The organism is Mesorhizobium loti (assembly GCA_014189435.1).
GTDB lineage: Bacteria > Pseudomonadota > Alphaproteobacteria > Rhizobiales > Rhizobiaceae > Mesorhizobium > Mesorhizobium loti_G.
On sequence record CP050293.1, the window covers coordinates 3,949,115 to 3,963,370 of the forward strand.

15 protein-coding genes are annotated in these 14,256 nt (G+C 62.8%); 4 read left to right on the forward strand and 11 right to left on the reverse strand.

All coding sequences use genetic code 11. The annotated features are described in order from the left end of the window. Positions 1–138: 138 nt before the first annotated feature. Both HB777_19380 and HB777_19385 read right to left on the reverse strand, forming a co-directional pair. Positions 139–1,569, reverse strand: coding sequence for an FAD-binding oxidoreductase (locus HB777_19380; GenBank protein QND65854.1), 1,431 nt, complete (start codon positions 1,567–1,569; stop codon positions 139–141). A gap of 24 nt (positions 1,570–1,593) precedes the next feature. Continuing rightward, positions 1,594–2,553, reverse strand: a complete 960-nt coding sequence (locus HB777_19385; protein ID QND65855.1) for a threonylcarbamoyl-AMP synthase — start codon at positions 2,551–2,553, stop codon at positions 1,594–1,596. 195 nt (positions 2,554–2,748) lie between these two features. Between HB777_19385 and HB777_19390 the strand changes: the two genes are divergently transcribed. Further along, entirely contained in the window at positions 2,749–3,270 is a 522-nt protein-coding gene (locus tag HB777_19390) for a hypothetical protein (protein QND65856.1), read from the forward strand. Between the two features lie 325 nt (positions 3,271–3,595). Then, the gene (locus HB777_19395) at positions 3,596–3,985 is read left to right on the forward strand and encodes a hypothetical protein (protein QND65857.1); all 390 of its coding nucleotides are present in this window, start codon (positions 3,596–3,598) and stop codon (positions 3,983–3,985) included. 84 nt (positions 3,986–4,069) lie between these two features. Here the strand turns inward: HB777_19395 and HB777_19400 are convergent, their stop codons facing one another. The 3 genes from HB777_19400 to HB777_19410 form a co-directional block, all read right to left on the reverse strand. After that, positions 4,070–4,408 carry an ATPase gene (locus HB777_19400; GenBank protein QND65858.1) on the reverse strand — a complete coding sequence of 113 codons (339 nt, stop codon included), beginning with the start codon at positions 4,406–4,408 and terminating at the stop codon, positions 4,070–4,072. 108 nt (positions 4,409–4,516) lie between these two features. Beyond that, positions 4,517–6,895 (reverse strand): glycine--tRNA ligase subunit beta, encoded by a 2,379-nt coding sequence (locus tag HB777_19405; protein QND65859.1) that lies wholly within the window; start codon positions 6,893–6,895, stop codon positions 4,517–4,519. A 188-nt stretch (positions 6,896–7,083) separates the two neighbouring features. Continuing rightward, the gene (locus HB777_19410; GenBank protein ID QND68827.1) at positions 7,084–7,485 is read right to left on the reverse strand and encodes a DUF559 domain-containing protein; all 402 of its coding nucleotides are present in this window, start codon (positions 7,483–7,485) and stop codon (positions 7,084–7,086) included. A 229-nt stretch (positions 7,486–7,714) separates the two neighbouring features. Here HB777_19410 and HB777_19415 point away from each other — a divergent pair, with 229 nt between their 5' ends. Beyond that, entirely contained in the window at positions 7,715–7,891 is a 177-nt protein-coding gene (locus HB777_19415; protein ID QND65860.1) for a hypothetical protein, read from the forward strand. Positions 7,892–7,893: 2 nt separating this feature from the next. Here the strand turns inward: HB777_19415 and HB777_19420 are convergent, their stop codons facing one another. Then, the gene (locus HB777_19420) at positions 7,894–8,838 is read right to left on the reverse strand and encodes a glycine--tRNA ligase subunit alpha (GenBank protein ID QND65861.1); all 945 of its coding nucleotides are present in this window, start codon (positions 8,836–8,838) and stop codon (positions 7,894–7,896) included. Positions 8,839–9,040: 202 nt separating this feature from the next. On the opposite strand from HB777_19420, the gene HB777_19425 reads away from it, so the two are divergent. After that, complete coding sequence (locus tag HB777_19425; GenBank protein QND65862.1) at positions 9,041–9,502, forward strand: GNAT family N-acetyltransferase; 462 nt, start codon at positions 9,041–9,043, stop codon at positions 9,500–9,502. A 96-nt stretch (positions 9,503–9,598) separates the two neighbouring features. Here the strand turns inward: HB777_19425 and HB777_19430 are convergent, their stop codons facing one another. From HB777_19430 to HB777_19450, 5 genes are all read right to left on the reverse strand, one after another. Beyond that, positions 9,599–11,374 carry a tetratricopeptide repeat protein gene (locus HB777_19430; GenBank protein ID QND65863.1) on the reverse strand — a complete coding sequence of 592 codons (1,776 nt, stop codon included), beginning with the start codon at positions 11,372–11,374 and terminating at the stop codon, positions 9,599–9,601. A 235-nt stretch (positions 11,375–11,609) separates the two neighbouring features. Beyond that, entirely contained in the window at positions 11,610–12,053 is a 444-nt protein-coding gene (locus tag HB777_19435; GenBank protein ID QND65864.1) for a DUF1284 domain-containing protein, read from the reverse strand. Further along, positions 12,050–12,643, reverse strand: coding sequence for a biotin transporter BioY (locus HB777_19440; protein QND65865.1), 594 nt, complete (start codon positions 12,641–12,643; stop codon positions 12,050–12,052). Before HB777_19440 ends, HB777_19435 begins: the two co-directional genes overlap by 4 nt. A gap of 195 nt (positions 12,644–12,838) precedes the next feature. Further along, a complete protein-coding gene (locus tag HB777_19445) occupies positions 12,839–13,507 on the reverse strand; it encodes a GntR family transcriptional regulator (protein QND65866.1) in 669 nt (222 codons plus the stop codon). 77 nt (positions 13,508–13,584) lie between these two features. Continuing rightward, on the reverse strand, positions 13,585–14,187 hold the full coding sequence (locus tag HB777_19450) for a TetR/AcrR family transcriptional regulator (protein QND68828.1): 603 nt from the start codon (positions 14,185–14,187) through the stop codon (positions 13,585–13,587). Positions 14,188–14,256: the final 69 nt, after the last annotated feature.

A 14,256-nucleotide genomic window follows, 5' to 3' on the forward strand; every position in this document is an offset into this window, starting at 1 on the left:
CGGGCCGGTTTTTCCAGCCTCGTTTGTGAGGAGACAGTAGCGCGGGCTCCTTACCGCCCCGCTTAAGAAAGTCGGTTAAATTTTGCTGATCTCAGGGATGGTTATCGGAATCCCACCAGCAACAAGATGTTGAAAGGATCAGATAACCTTACCGGGATTCATGATGCCGGCCGGGTCGAAGGCCGCCTTTACCCTTCGCATTAGATCGATCGCCATCGGCGGCGCGGTGGCGATCAGTTCGTCGCGCTTCAACTGGCCGATACCATGCTCGGCCGAGATCGAACCGTGCAGGCTGCGCACGACGTCGTGCACCGCCTTATTCATTGGATGATAGAGGGCGAGAAACGCCTCGTCGTCGCCGTCGACGGGCCGCGAGATGTTATAGTGGAGATTGCCGTCGCCCATATGGCCGAAGCACACGACGCGGGCACCGGCGCTCACCGACGCTACGGCGCCGGCGGCCTCCGCGATCAAACGCGGGATCGACGCAATGGGTACCGAAATGTCGTGCTTGATCGAGGCGCCCTCCGGCTTTTGCGCCTCGGGCAGCAGCTCGCGGAAATTCCAGAAGGCGTCCCCCTGCCCGAGACTTGCGGCGATGACGGCGTCGCCGACGAATTCCTGTTCGAGGCCTGCCGAGAGCACGTCCTCGATCAACGCTCGCGAATCCTCCGATGAACGGCCTGATGAAATCTGCATCAGCACATACCACGGCCAGTCGTCGACCAAGGGCCGCACGACGCCCTGGGCATGCGCCAGCGTGAAATCATATGGCCGCTTGCCGATCAGTTCGAAGGCGGTCAGTGCTGCCCCGGCACGGTCCATGGCCAGGCTGAACAGGGAAAGTACGGCCTCAGGTGACGACAGGCCGACAAAGGCCACTTCGCGCCCCTTCGGCTTTGGAAACAGCTTGAGCACGGCTGCGGTGATGACGCCGAGCGTGCCTTCGGCGCCGACGAACAGGTTTTTCAGATCGTAGCCGGTGTTGTCCTTCTTCAGCTTGCGCAGATCGTCGAACACCTCGCCGGTCGGCAGCACCACCTCGACACCAAGGCAGAGTTCGCGCGCATTGCCGTAGGCAAGCACGCCGGTGCCGCCGGCATTGGACGATAAATTGCCGCCGATCTGGCAGGAGCCTTGCGCGGCCAGCGACAGCGGAAACAGCCGGTCGGCGGCATCGGCCGCCTCCTGCAGCGTCTGCAGGATGACACCGGCCTCTACCGTCACCGTGTTGGACAGGACATCGATTTCGCGGATGCGGTTCAGCCGCGACAGCGACAGGATGATCTCGCGACCGGAGGTGTCTGGCACCTGGGCGCCGACCAACCCGGTGTTGCCGCTTTGCGGCACGATTGGCGTGCCTGTTTCGGTCGCCAGCCGCATGATCCGGCTGACCTCGTCGACGCTGCCCGGCCGCAGCACCAGCGATGTCGCGCCGTGCCAAAGCCCACGCCGCTCAATGAGGTAGGGCGCGATGTCCTGCTGATCACGCAGCGCATATTTGTCGCCGACGATCGCGGCGAAGCGATCGATGAGAGCAGGGTCGAGGGTCTCTGAAATTTCGGTCATCAGGGAAAACTATGTCGCGGGCTGTTAGATGTCACGAGGGGCGGCGGCACGCGTGAGGCGATCGTTGATCGCCTCACCGAGACCGTCGAAGGGAACCGGCTCGACGGCGATGGTCGGCGCGCCGCTGCGGTCGAGTTCCTGCATGTAGGCGAACAGATTGCTCGCCGCTTCACGCAGGTTGCTTGATTCAGACAGGTTGAGGAAAGCGGCAGCGCGGCGCCAGCCGTCCGCCCGTTGGCGGCCGAAGCCAAGCAAGGCCTCGCCCGCGCCGACCGTCCCGGCGTTGAGCCGCATCGCGGCGCCCGGCGCATAGTGCGAGGCTAGCATGCCCGGCGCCTCGACGCCGGCGGCACCGCCGCGCAACAGTTCCATGCCGATGGCCGCCTCGATCTCCTCGGCGGCAATGCCGCCGGGCCTCAGCAGCCGCAATCTGTCCCCTTCGACCTTGACGATGGTCGATTCCAGCCCGACCGGCGTCGCGCCGCCATCGACCACCAGCTTTATCCGCGCGCCGAGATCGGCCGCCACCGCTTGCGCGGTCGTTGCACTGATCTTGCCGGATGAATTGGCGCTGGGTGCTGCAAGCGGGCGGCCGAGCCTGGCGATCAGGTCGCCGCCAAAGCCCCTCGGCATGCGCAAGGCAATCGTATCAAGCCCGGCCGTGACCAGCGGATGGATGCCGTTGCCGGGCCGCTGCGGCAGCACCAGCGTCAGCGGGCCGGGCCAGAATGCCAGCGCCAGTTTCTTCGACAGCGGATCGAACAGCGCGAGGCGCTCGGCCATCGCCATGTCGGCGACATGGGCGATCAGCGGGTTGAAGCGCGGGCGCCCCTTGGCTTCGAAGATGCGCGCCACGCCGATGCCGTTGGTGGCGTCGCCAGCAAGCCCGTAGACGGTTTCCGTCGGTATGGCGACGACATCGCCACCCCTGAGCAGCGCCAGCGCCTGCTCCAGCGCCTCGCCCGAGCCAAGTATTTCAGCCACTCTCGTCACCTCACAGATGCGGGGTGCGTAGTACGATGGCGGCCGTTGGGCAAGTCGGCTGATGGGCAAGGCAACGGTTGGCCAAACGGGACATTGGTGATTTATCAATTCCTAAAATGCTACGTTTCCGCGAAAGCCCGCATCAATTGCGGCCTGCTATTGAGCAGCTTCTGGGCAAAAAGGGGAGCTATGTCAGTGTCTGTGCGCATACTGATGGGGATCGTTCTGGCCGCGGTGACCGGTGGGGCTCAGGCCTCGTCGTTGGTTTTTCCCGGCGCGCCGTCCTCGACACCATCGATCGTCAGGGTTGGTGCCCCCAACCAGCCTAAAACCGCCGAAGCAGCCAAGGATGCGCGGTCGGTGGTGGCACTTGGCGCAGCAGAGCCCGACGTCACCTATGAAAAGGTGGCGGCGATCCCGGAAAAGCCCGAGGCCAGGCACGGCTTCCAGCCAGGCCCGATGGTCATTCGTGGCGGTGTTACCGGTCCCGATTTCCCAGCACCGGCGCCAACCGCCGCACCAGCGACAGGTGCCGCGCCGGCCGCTGGCACCGCGCCGGCGGCCGGCACTGCGCCGGCAACGGCCACCGCCTCCGCAGCCCCCCTCGGGAAACGCCGAGAACCAACCCGCCCCGCCGAGCGCCCCGGCGCCGGCAGCAGGTCAGCGCATGCCTCCCAACGGCTACACCAAGTAGCCCCGGCTCAAAGACAGGCTTAGGGTAACCCAGGTGCGGATCAGGCGAGCGATCTGGATTTCTGTGGCGGTGTTATCGTTTGGGACAATTGGCGCCTTGCTTGCCGTGATGCTGTTCTACCTCCTCTGGCCGCCATTGGCATTGTAGCGGTCGTTGGTGGCTCAGAGCCCATTCAACTTGAGACCCTACCCGGCTGCCACATGGCTTGACTGCGGTCTGGCGCCCGGCGCACCATTGCCACGCAAACTCCGTCCCGGTTTATGTCTGCCGTGGAACGCCATAGCCTAGATTTCGTCAGGCGGTTCTGGCAGACGGGATTTCATCGCTAGGGGTAAAGGGGGATTGATCATGAGAAAATCTGGAATCGTCACCGCGGCAGGCCTTCTGCTGACGTCACTGCTTGGCGTCGGAGCGGCTCATGCCGACGACATGCTGGGATCTTACGTCGCGCGCATTTCCGATCGCGACCATCAGGCGAGTGACGGCTATGCGCTGGACAATGCCGCGCAGATGGTGCGGCAGGATCGCGCCAACTGGCACAAATTCCATCGCCGTGACAGCGACGATGAGGGCGATGGCTGGTTCAGGACCAACGACCAGCGCGCCGACCTGCAACGCATGCTGGAGCGTGGCGGCGCGATGAGTTCGTCGACCAAGCGCGCCATCGTCAATGGTGAACCGCTGATTCAGGTCGACGTCTACGAAAACAGCGTGCGCGTCAACATTCTTGAGAACTGACCGGGCCGTCGCCCGGGACGACTGATAGAAAAGGGCGGCGCGTCAGCGCCGCCCTGCCATCGATAGAATCGGCGGCTGAAAAAATCAGGCCGCTTCTTCCGTGTCGTCGTCTTCTTCGGACTCGCCGTCTTCAGCTTCTTCTTCGGACTTTTCGTCGTCGGCTTCAGCCTTCACGCTGTCGTCGGCGTTGTCTTCGTCCTCATCTTCATCTTCGTCTTCTTCGTCGTCTTCTTCGTCGTCATCCGAGAGCGTGGCAGCTTCGGCGTCGCCGGACTCATCGCCGTCTTCGTCGTCATCCGACAGGTCAGCGGCTTCGACCGCAGCGGCGGCGGCGTGATCGAGGATGGTTTCGGAAGCGGATTCAAGCACCTCGGCGGGAGCCGGGGTTTCTTCTGTCACTTCGATTTCGTGATCGGAATTCATGGAAGCCTCCGTGGGTTGGGGAACATGTCCCTTTTGCCACGGAGAGATCATCGTCATATGACTGTAAGCCGGCTCGAACGGCCGACCGGAAGATTTTTTCTTAGCTTCTCAACCAGCTATCTTCGAGAAATCCGCGACCTGACCGGTCGCCGCGCGGATGCGGGCGAGCAGCGCCAGGCGGTTGGCGCGAACGGACAAGTCCTCGTCATTTACGAGGACATGCTCAAAGAATGAATCAACCGGTTCACGCAAAACGCTAAGCGCCAGCAGAGCGCCGGAAAAGTCATCGTTTTGAATCGCTTCGCCGGCTTGCTTCTCAGCCTGATTCACCGCCGCAAACAGCGATTTCTCGGCATTCTCGCGAAACAGCGCCGGCTCAACGTTTTCGGCGACCGCCGTTTTCTTCTTCTCCTCGGCAGCCAGGATGTTAGCGGCACGCTTGGTGCCGGCAAGCAGGTTTTTGCCATCCTCTGTGTCGAGGAAGGAGCCGAGCGCCTCGACCCGGCGCACGATCTGCAGCAGGTCGTCGGACTGCGGTGTGATGACGGCATCGATGAGGTCGTGGCGGGCACCCTGGTCACGGAGGTAGACCTTCAGGCGGTCGTGGAAGAAGGCGACGAGATCGGCGATGAATGGCGAAAGCGATGCTTCCAACTCCATCATACGCTGGCCGTCGAAGAACTCTCGTTCCTGATCGGCCGAGCCAAAGGTTTGCGAATTTGCGTTGGCCAGCCCACCTTTCAACAATCTGGAGATCAAGCCCGCTTCCGACAACAGCTGGCTTGCCCCCTTGTACTCGCGGATGCGGGAATCGAGCATCGTGACCACACCACGGCTCTCGGCCCCCTCGCCGAACCGTTCATAGGCGGCGAGCGCCGAGGCCACCGTCGCCGCAATGGCGACACCCAGGGAAAGCCTGATCCTGTTTTCCAGTATGATCCTCACCACACCCAGCGCCGCTCGACGCAGCGCATAGGGGTCCTTCGACCCGGTCGGCTTCTCGTCGATGGCCCAGAAGCCGGCCAGCGTGTCGAGCTTGTCGGCGAGCGCCACGGTGATAGAAACCGGATCGCTCGGTACGCGGTCGGAAGGGCCTTGCGGCTTGTAGTGTTCTTCCGCCGCAGCGGCGACCGAAGCATGCTCGCCCTGCAGCAATGCATATTTGCGGCCCATTGCGCCCTGCAGTTCCGGAAACTCGCCAACCACTTCGGTGGTGAGGTCAGCCTTCGCTAACACGGAAGCGCGGCACGCCAGCGCGGGATCGGCGCCCATGATCGGCGCCAGTTCCTCGGCCAGGTACTTGATCCGCTCCACTCGCTCGCCCTGCGTGCCGAGCTTGGCGTGGAAAGTCACGCCAAGATGGTCGAGCCGGGCCATGCGCTGATCGAGCGGCTTGCCAAGATCAAGCCCGAACTTTTCCGCCGATGCCTCGAGCTCGCCGAGGTCAGGCAAATCGCCCTGATCGGTGGTCCAGAAATAAAGCGCGTCGGACAGGCGAGCGCGCACCACCTTGCCGTTGCCGTGGGCGATCTCCTTGCCGCCGTCCTTCGCCTCGATGTTGGCGGTGAGGATGAAGCGGTTGGAAAGCGCCTCGGCGACACCCTGCGGCCGCGTCACAAAGCACTTCTGGTTGGCGCGGATGGTCAGCCGGATCACCTCGGCCGGAATGGCCAGGAAAGCCTCTTCGAACTCGCCCATCAGCACGACCGGCCATTCGACCAGCCCGGACACTTCTTCCAGCAGCCCGTCGTCCTCGACCAGGTCGAGCCCGTTGGCAAAAGCGAGATTGCGGGCATCGGCAAGGATGATCTCCTTGCGCCGGTCGGCATCGAGCACGACCTTCGCCGCTTCCAGCTTGGACACATAGTCGTCGAAGCGGCGCACCGTGATGGCATCAGGCGCATGGAAGCGGTGGCCGTAGGTGATGTTGCCGGAGCGGATGCCGTCGATCTCGAAATCGACCACGACAGGCTCCTCGGTCTCCGGGCCGAAGGTGCACAGGATCGATTGCAGCGGGCGCACCCAGCGCAGCGAGCCTGGCTTGGCCGAGGCCGGCCCCCAGCGCATCGATTTCGGCCACGGAAAATTGCGGATGATGCCCGGCACCAGTTCGGCGATGATCTCTTCCGCCGCCCTGCCCGGCTTCGAAATATGGGCGATGTAGAAATCCCCCTTCTTCGGGTCGGAATGGACATGCGCCTCGGCGATCGATGAAAGCCCGGCCTTGCGCAGGAAACCCTGGACCGCCTGTTCCGGCGCTGATGTCGACGGACCCTTGATCTCCTCGCGGATATCCTTCGAGCGTGCGGTCAGGCCCCTGACATCGAGCGTCAAACGACGCGGCGTCCAGTACTCGCGCGCCGCGTCATAGGTCAGCCCCGCCTCGACCAGACCGTCGGTCAGCATCTTCCTGAGATCGCCCGCCGCCTTGCGCTGCATACGGGCGGGGATTTCCTCGGAGCGAAGTTCGAGCAACAAATCCGGCATCAGAGTGTCTCCGCCCGCATGCCATTTTCCTGTTTGCGCGTCCTCACGCCTCCGGCGCTGCGGTCGCGCGGCTGGGCAGGAATCTCTTCCGAGCGGAGTTCTAGAAGCAGGTCAGGCATAGCTAAGCTCCCCACCCTCCCCTTGATGGGGAGGGTCGGCGCGTAGCGCCGGGGTGGGGTGGCGGCCTCTCAGCCGCCGATACCTTCGGCACCATCACGCAAACGCAGGTGTGATTTCTGTTCTTCCACCGCCGCATAGATCGTATCGAGCACGGAATCCAGTTCGTTTTTGATTTCATGGTTCCAGAAGCGGACGACGCGATAACCCTGGCTCTCGAACCATTTTGTTCGACGCTCGTCATGGCGTTGCTGGTCATCGAAGCTGTGATGGGCACCGTCTACCTCGATGATCAGCTTCAGGCGGTGCGAGATGAAATCGGGGAAGTAGATCCCGACCGACGCCTGCCTGCGGAAATGAGTGCCTTCGACTGGAATGCGCCACAGATGCCGCCACAGGATGCGTTCCTCGTCGGTCATTGCCGCACGGAGCCGTTGCGCGGATTGCAACTTGAACCGGTCAAGCTTCGGCATAGAAAACCGCGCTAGCACCCCCACCCGCCGCTTCGCGGCGACCTCCCCCATCGAGGGGGAGGTAAGAAGGGCATAGCAACTCGGCTGGCCGCTGTCACCCTTTCCAGAAATTTTGGCTGTGCTGTCGGGACGAGGCGATGCCACCCGTCCTTGGATCAAAGATTTCCATGAACCGAACGCAGCGCTGAAGCGACCCACGCTCAGGCAGGGAACATTTGGCTCAACGACCATGAAAACGGCATCCAGACTTCTGCAGATCCTCGCACTCAGCGCCTGCTTCACCGCGCAGGCTCACGGCGCCTTCTCGATGCCGGGTGTGCGGCAGGCATTGCGCACGATCGACGGTGCCAGCGGTCAGAGCGTACCGCCGATCAACGTTTCCCTCGAGATGATGAAGCGGACCTGAACTCAGGCCGCCAAGCCACCCGCCTGCGTCTTCAGAAATGCCTCGCCGCAGGCCTTGGCCAGATTGCGCACCCGCAGGATGTAGCTCTGCCGTTCGGTGACCGAAATCACGCCGCGCGCGTCGAGCAGGTTGAAGACATGGCTGGCCTTGATGCACTGATCGTAGGCTGGGAAAACCATGCGGTGCATCGGCAGATTGTCGTTGGACGCCGGCGCGCCGGCATCGAGCAGCGCCTTGCATTCGGCCTCGGCGTCCTCGAAGTGGCGCAAAAGCATCGCCGTGTTGGCGTATTCGAAATTGTGGCGCGAATATTCCTGCTCGGCCTGCAGGAAGACATCGCCATAGGTGACCTTGTCGGCGCCTTCGCGGCCGTTGAAGTTGAGGTCGTAGACATTGTCGACGCCCTGCACATACATGGCCAGCCGCTCCAGCCCGTAGGTCAGTTCACCGGCAACCGGCGCGCATTCGATGCCGCAGACCTGCTGGAAATAGGTGAATTGCGACACTTCCATGCCGTCGCACCAGCATTCCCAGCCCAGCCCCCAGGCGCCCAGTGTCGGGCTTTCCCAATCGTCCTCGACGAAGCGGATGTCGTGTAGCAGCGGATCGACGCCGATCGCCGCCAGCGAGCCGAGATAGAGCTCCTGCAAGTTGGGCGGGTTCGGCTTCAGGATCACCTGATACTGGTAATAATGCTGCAGCCGGTTCGGGTTCTCGCCATAGCGGCCATCCTTGGGACGACGCGAAGGCTGGACATAGGCGGCGTTCCAGCGCTTTGGGCCGAGCGCGCGCAGCGTCGTTGCCGGATGAAAGGTGCCGGCGCCGACCTCCATGTCGTAGGGCTGCAGGATGACGCAGCCATAGGCCGCCCAATAGTTGTGCAAGGTCAGGATCAGCCCCTGAAACGAGCGGCTGGGATGCATATGGGCGGGAATTTCAATTGTCACGGGGGCCTCGACAGCACAGGCTAGCTTGCCGGCACGTCCTAGAGACACGGCGGCGAAGCGTCAAGCAAGGCGCACCGGTGTGGATCGCCGGGAGCGTGCGGGACGATGTTGAAAGCATTGGGAAGGCTTGGCCCATTGCCGGCCATGGAAGCCTGAGGTCTGTTCGATGCATCGTCCGTGTCAATGACAAACAGGTCCAGCTATGCCCAGTCCGATCATCATCCGCCCCGTTGCGCGCCAGGATTTCGAGCAATGGCTTCCGCTGTGGGACGGCTACAATGCGTTTTATGGCCGCTCGGGCGAAACGGCGCTACTGGGCGAGATCACCCAGATGACATGGTCTCGCTTCTTCGATGCCTATGAGCCGGTCCACGCGCTGGTGGCCGAAAGCGAAGGACAGCTTCTCGGCCTGGCGCACTATCTCTTCCATCGCAGCACCACGGCGATCGCGCCGAATTGCTACCTGCAGGATCTTTTCACCACCCAGGCCTCGCGTGGCAAAGGCATCGGCCGGGCGCTAATCGAGGGCGTCTATGAGCGCGCCCAGGCCGCCGGCTCGGGCCGGGTGTACTGGCTGACGCACGAGACCAATCACACCGCGATGAAGCTCTATGACAAGGTCGCCGAGCACTCCGGATTCGTCGTCTACCGGAAGCTGTTCTGAGGTCGCCCTGGGGCATCGACGTGTCCGGCCGAGCGCATGTCGCCCAAACGGAAACGGGGCCCGAAAAAGCCCCGTTCGCAATCAAAATAGTCGACTTCACCCCTTCGGGGCGGGCACCGGCTCTGGCTTGACCTTCGGGGTTTCCTGCGCCGTGTTGGATTCGATTGGCGGCAGACCCTTCATCAGCTTCTGCTGCAAGGTGGCCAGCACATCGGGATCCGGCTTCAGGTCGCGAGCCTGGTTCCACTGGAAAGTGGCTTCCAGCTTGCGGCCGACGCGCCAGTAGGCATCACCGAGGTGATCGTTCAGAACCGGATCTTCCGGCTTCAGCGACACGGCGCGTTCCATTTCGCGCACGGCGTCATCGAACCTGCCGAGGCGGAAATAGGCCCAACCCAGCGAATCGACGATGTAACCGTCGCTTGGCCTGAGGTCGACGGCCTTCTGGATCATCGCCAGGCCTTCCTTGAGGTTGGTGTTCATGTCGACCCAGGAATAGCCGAGATAGTTCAGCACCTGCGGCTGGTCGGGGAACAATTCCAGCGCCCTGCGGAAGTTCGGCTCGGCCTTGGGCCATTCCTTCAGGCGCTCATAGGCGATGCCGCGTTGGTAGAAGATGTTCCAGTTGGCCGCCGTCGGTGTTTTCAGCGCCTCCACGGCCTTGTCGTAGAGATTGGCGGCCGAGCGGAAATCATCCTTCGAGGAATAGACGCCACCGAGCGCCAGATAGGCGCGCATGTCGTTCGGATGGGCGTCGACGAACGCCTTCAGATGGGTGATCGCCTCCTCATGACGGTCGAGATCGGCAAGGTTGAGGCCGAGCTGCAGGTCCGAAAGCTCCTTCAGCGGCGAGGTGGCGGGGATCCGTCGATAGAGCGCGATGGCGCCCTCGCCGTCCTTCAGCTGCTCGGACACGGCTGCGAGCTGCACGAGGGCGGCGTCGCTGTCAGGCTTCAGGGCGAGCGCATACTGCAGATAGAGGCGCACGAACGGCTCGCCGCCGCCACGGTTGAGCGCGGTGGCAAGGTCGAGCAAAATCTCGGAGGCGCCATCCGACGGGCCGGCAGCGAAGGGCGCGATCTTGTCCCCCTTGGCGATCCTGTCGCGCAAGGCGACGATTTCCAGCTTGCCCGGCGAAAACGCCTCGGCCTGGTCGAGCACCGACAGCGCCTTGGCCTTGTCGCCCTTGCGGGCCAGGAACGACGCGTAGGCCTGCGCATTGCGCATCCAGGTTTCGGGAGCGGCACCGCCGGCGGCCGTGTCCTGCATGGTCGCGGCGTAGATCGCTTCCGCCTTCTCGGGCATACCGGACGCATCGGCGATCAGCGCGCGATGGAACGACTTGAACAGGCCGAACCAATCCGGCCCCTGCAGCTTGTCGATGGAGGTCATCGCATCAGAGGCCTCGCCGGCGCCCTGTTGGGCCCAGCCGGACATGACCCCGGAGATCAGCCGGTCGAGATCGGATTCCAGCGACAGCTTCAGCCAGTACTGCGCCTTGGTGAAATCCTTCTTGTGGAAGGAATCGACGGCGAGTGCCAAGCGCGAGAAGCGCTCGACATCTGGAACTTCCTTGAGCTTGTCGGCATAAACGAGGGATTCGTCGAAGCGCCCCTGCGCGATCAGCGACAGCATCAGGCTCTGCTGCAGGCCGGTGTCGCTCGGGTCGAAGGCCAGTGCCTGCTTGTAGTAGGCGATGGCGCTGTCGAGGTCGTTGTCGCCTTCGGCGATCCGGGCTGCCAGATAGGCGCCCGAAAACGATGTGATCTTGACCGGTTCGGCGGTTTGCTTGGCATAGGCCGGCAAAGTCGAGATCGCCATGCCTGTCACAATTGCCAGCCTTGTCAGCCAGCGCGCACGTCCTTGCCGCATCGTATCCCTTTCAGCCAGGCGCCATCTCCGCGTCAGCGGGATCGGCGTAGACTCGATCTTTCCGGATAAAGCATGGCCTTTTTGGGGTCGCGCTTCAATTCGCCTCGAATTCACAATCCGGGCACCCGATTAACAAACCATGGCGACAGGCACCAGTTTTCCGATCTTGAATTCGGCCATGGCCTGCGCGGAGCCTAATATATCACAGATTCGGCCAGTGAGGTCAGCGCCAATATCAGCGCTCACCTGGCGAGGCAGATCGCTGCACCAGCGTGTCGCTATATCCGCCGGCCGCTATCGTGCTGCACAGTTCGTTCCACTCACAGCCGCCGCAAGCCTTGCGCACAAGGTCAGCCGCAAACGCCTGCCGCATCCGGGCCAAGGTTGCCGTGTCGAGATCAAGGCGGGTGCCGACGAGGATTGGCCGAGCCAGCAACTCCTCCACATCCTGCGTAGCGAGCCGGTCCCGCTCCACAACGCTCTCGTTGAGACAATGCGGTTCCGGGTCGTCGAGCAACGGGGCGCAGACATCGTCGGGACCGGAAACGAGGAGGATGTCCTCGCCCCGGCTCAGGCGCTCCGCGATCCCATCATAATTGGCGGTGAAGGCGGGACTGTATCCCTTGCCCACATAGGTGAGCAGGCAAAGGAGGTGATGGGTGCGCAGCCTGATCGTCACGGCTTGATCGATTTCGCCTTGCCGCCGGGAAGGGCCATGAGGGTCGCGGCACCAAGCGCCGATTTCAGCAGTCCGCCAACGATGAACGGCAGGAAGCCGAAGGTGATGGCCTGTTCGGCGCCGATGAAAACAGCAAGCCAGAGCGTGCCGAGCACCAGACAGACAAGATTGCCAAGCAGCATGGCGGCGAAGGCGAGCATCACCCTTTTGCCGTTCCAGCCGCGTTCGGCCAGCCAGCCGACCAGGGCGCCGACAAGCGGGAAGGCAAAGAGATAACCGCCCGTCGGGCCGACGAAAAACGACGCACCGGCAGCGCCTCCGGCCAGAACCGGAAAGCCGACCGCGCCCTCGACCAGCCAGGCGGCGATGGTGATGGCACCAAGCCGCCAGCCATAAAGCGCGCCGATCAATGTCACCGCGAAGGTCTGCATGGTCACCGGAACCGGCACCATCGGCACTTCGATGTAGGACGCCAGCGCCAGGAACAGCGTGCCGAGCACGACGGCTCCGACCCGCCAGGCAAGAGAACGATCCTGGAGCCTGAGCGGGCTGAACGACGGCTTGCCGGATGAGAATGCGACGTCTGTCATAGGGATTCCCTTCGATCGATTGCGAATTATAGATAATTTCTATTTTCGATCTATTATCGAATCCACACTTCCTTGGAGATTGCAAGCCTTGGCTTTGGCGGAGGCCGTCCAGCACCTTTTGTTTTCCGCAGTTTCCAAGGGAAAGCGCCGTGCGCTTTCCCGGGAAAACCGGTTCAGACGTTTCTTGAAATTGCACTAACCCACGATGGCGAAGGCTTCGCGCGTCGTCCCCGAAGCCGTCCTGACCGGCTTGCCGCCAATCCATTGGACATGCCGCCCCAGTGTCGCTGCGGCCGATTCGGTGTTTCCCTGCCGCAAGGCGGCAAGTATCGCGCGGTGGTCTTGGTCGGTGCGTGTCTCCCACTCGGAGCGCCATGCCGCAAATAGGAAACGGGCGCTTGCCGCATGCAGATCATCGATGGTGGCGAGCAGGCGCGGCATGCCGCATGGCGCCAGGATCAAGCGGTGGAAGGTGCGGTTGGCTTCCTCCCATGACCTGACATCGCGGGACTTGTCGCCGGCCTTGGTCGCCTCCTCGGCCAGATTGAGAATGGCCGACGTCAGGTGTGGCGCGGCGTGGCGCAGCGCCAGCACTTCGAGTGCCGCCCGCATTTCGGCGACCTCCTTGACCTCGCCCAGATCGAAAGACGCCACGCGCACGCCACGGCGCGGCTCACTGATGGCCAGGCCCTGCGCCTCGAGGCGGCGGAAGGCCTCGCGCACTGGAACATGGCTGGTTTGGAATTCCTCGGCGATGTGATCCTGCCGAAGCCTGGCCCCCGGCTCGATCGCGCCCGAGATGATGCGATCCGCCAAGATCTTGCTGATGCGCACCGCGATGGTGTCGTCCGTGCCCTTTGCCATGTTTTATAGATAATTTGCGCCGGGGCCGCTTGTCGAGCCAATCGCAGTCGAAATCGCGAAGGCGCCAGCAGCAACACTCAACGTTGCGAGACGAAACCGTCGAGCGCCGGCATCGCCACGGTGATGAGGTCATGCAGCCGCTTCTTCGGCACCCCGTCGCGCGCCTGCACAGAGAGGCCAAACAACAGCGTGGTGTAGTAGTCGCCAAGCGCTTCCGGATCGGTGTCCGGCTTGAGGTCGCCGTCGCGAACACCCTTTTTCAGGCGCTCCACAATCAATGCATTGCGCGCCAGTCGGCGCTCGGCCAGCCAGTGCAGCACGCCGTCATTTTCGGTGGCGCAGTTGGTGGCAGCCGAGACAACCATGCAGCCCTTCGGCAGATCCGGCCTCGTATAGATATCGATAGCATCGCGCAGCAGCCTTTCGACAAATCGCCTCGCGGTCGGCTCCTCGGCAAGCGCACTGACGGCGAAGCTTCCTTCGCTGGTTTCGTAGAGAACAACGGCCTCGCGAAACAGGTCCTCCTTCGAGCCAAAGGCGGCATAGATGCGCGCCGATGCCAGGCCAAGCATGGACACCAGATCGGCCATCGAGGTGCCCTCGTAGCCGCGCGTCCAGAAGGCATCGCGCGCTTTCTGCAGAGCCTGGTCCCTGTCGAACTCTCTTGGCCGTCCCGCCATCGCCGTCTCCATTTCTTTATCGATCAACAAATAATCCGCTTGACTCAAGATTGCAAATTCAATTCTTTG

Bases quoted from the DNA above. Each gene is read 5' to 3' on its own strand.
- HB777_19395 (QND65857.1), top strand. From the start codon at position 3,596: ATGAGAAAATCTGGAATCGTCACCGCGGCAGGCCTTCTGCTGACGTCA.
- HB777_19430 (QND65863.1), bottom strand. From the start codon at position 11,374: ATGCGGCAAGGACGTGCGCGCTGGCTGACAAGGCTGGCAATTGTGACA.
- HB777_19405 (QND65859.1), bottom strand. From the start codon at position 6,895: ATGCCGGATTTGTTGCTCGAACTTCGCTCCGAGGAAATCCCCGCCCGT.
- HB777_19425 (QND65862.1), top strand. From the start codon at position 9,041: ATGCCCAGTCCGATCATCATCCGCCCCGTTGCGCGCCAGGATTTCGAG.
- HB777_19415 (QND65860.1), top strand. From the start codon at position 7,715: ATGAAAACGGCATCCAGACTTCTGCAGATCCTCGCACTCAGCGCCTGC.
- HB777_19450 (QND68828.1), bottom strand. From the start codon at position 14,187: ATGGCGGGACGGCCAAGAGAGTTCGACAGGGACCAGGCTCTGCAGAAA.
- HB777_19380 (QND65854.1), bottom strand. From the start codon at position 1,569: ATGACCGAAATTTCAGAGACCCTCGACCCTGCTCTCATCGATCGCTTC.
- HB777_19440 (QND65865.1), bottom strand. From the start codon at position 12,643: ATGACAGACGTCGCATTCTCATCCGGCAAGCCGTCGTTCAGCCCGCTC.
- HB777_19410 (QND68827.1), bottom strand. From the start codon at position 7,485: ATGCCGAAGCTTGACCGGTTCAAGTTGCAATCCGCGCAACGGCTCCGT.
- HB777_19445 (QND65866.1), bottom strand. From the start codon at position 13,507: ATGGCAAAGGGCACGGACGACACCATCGCGGTGCGCATCAGCAAGATC.
- HB777_19400 (QND65858.1), bottom strand. From the start codon at position 4,408: ATGAATTCCGATCACGAAATCGAAGTGACAGAAGAAACCCCGGCTCCC.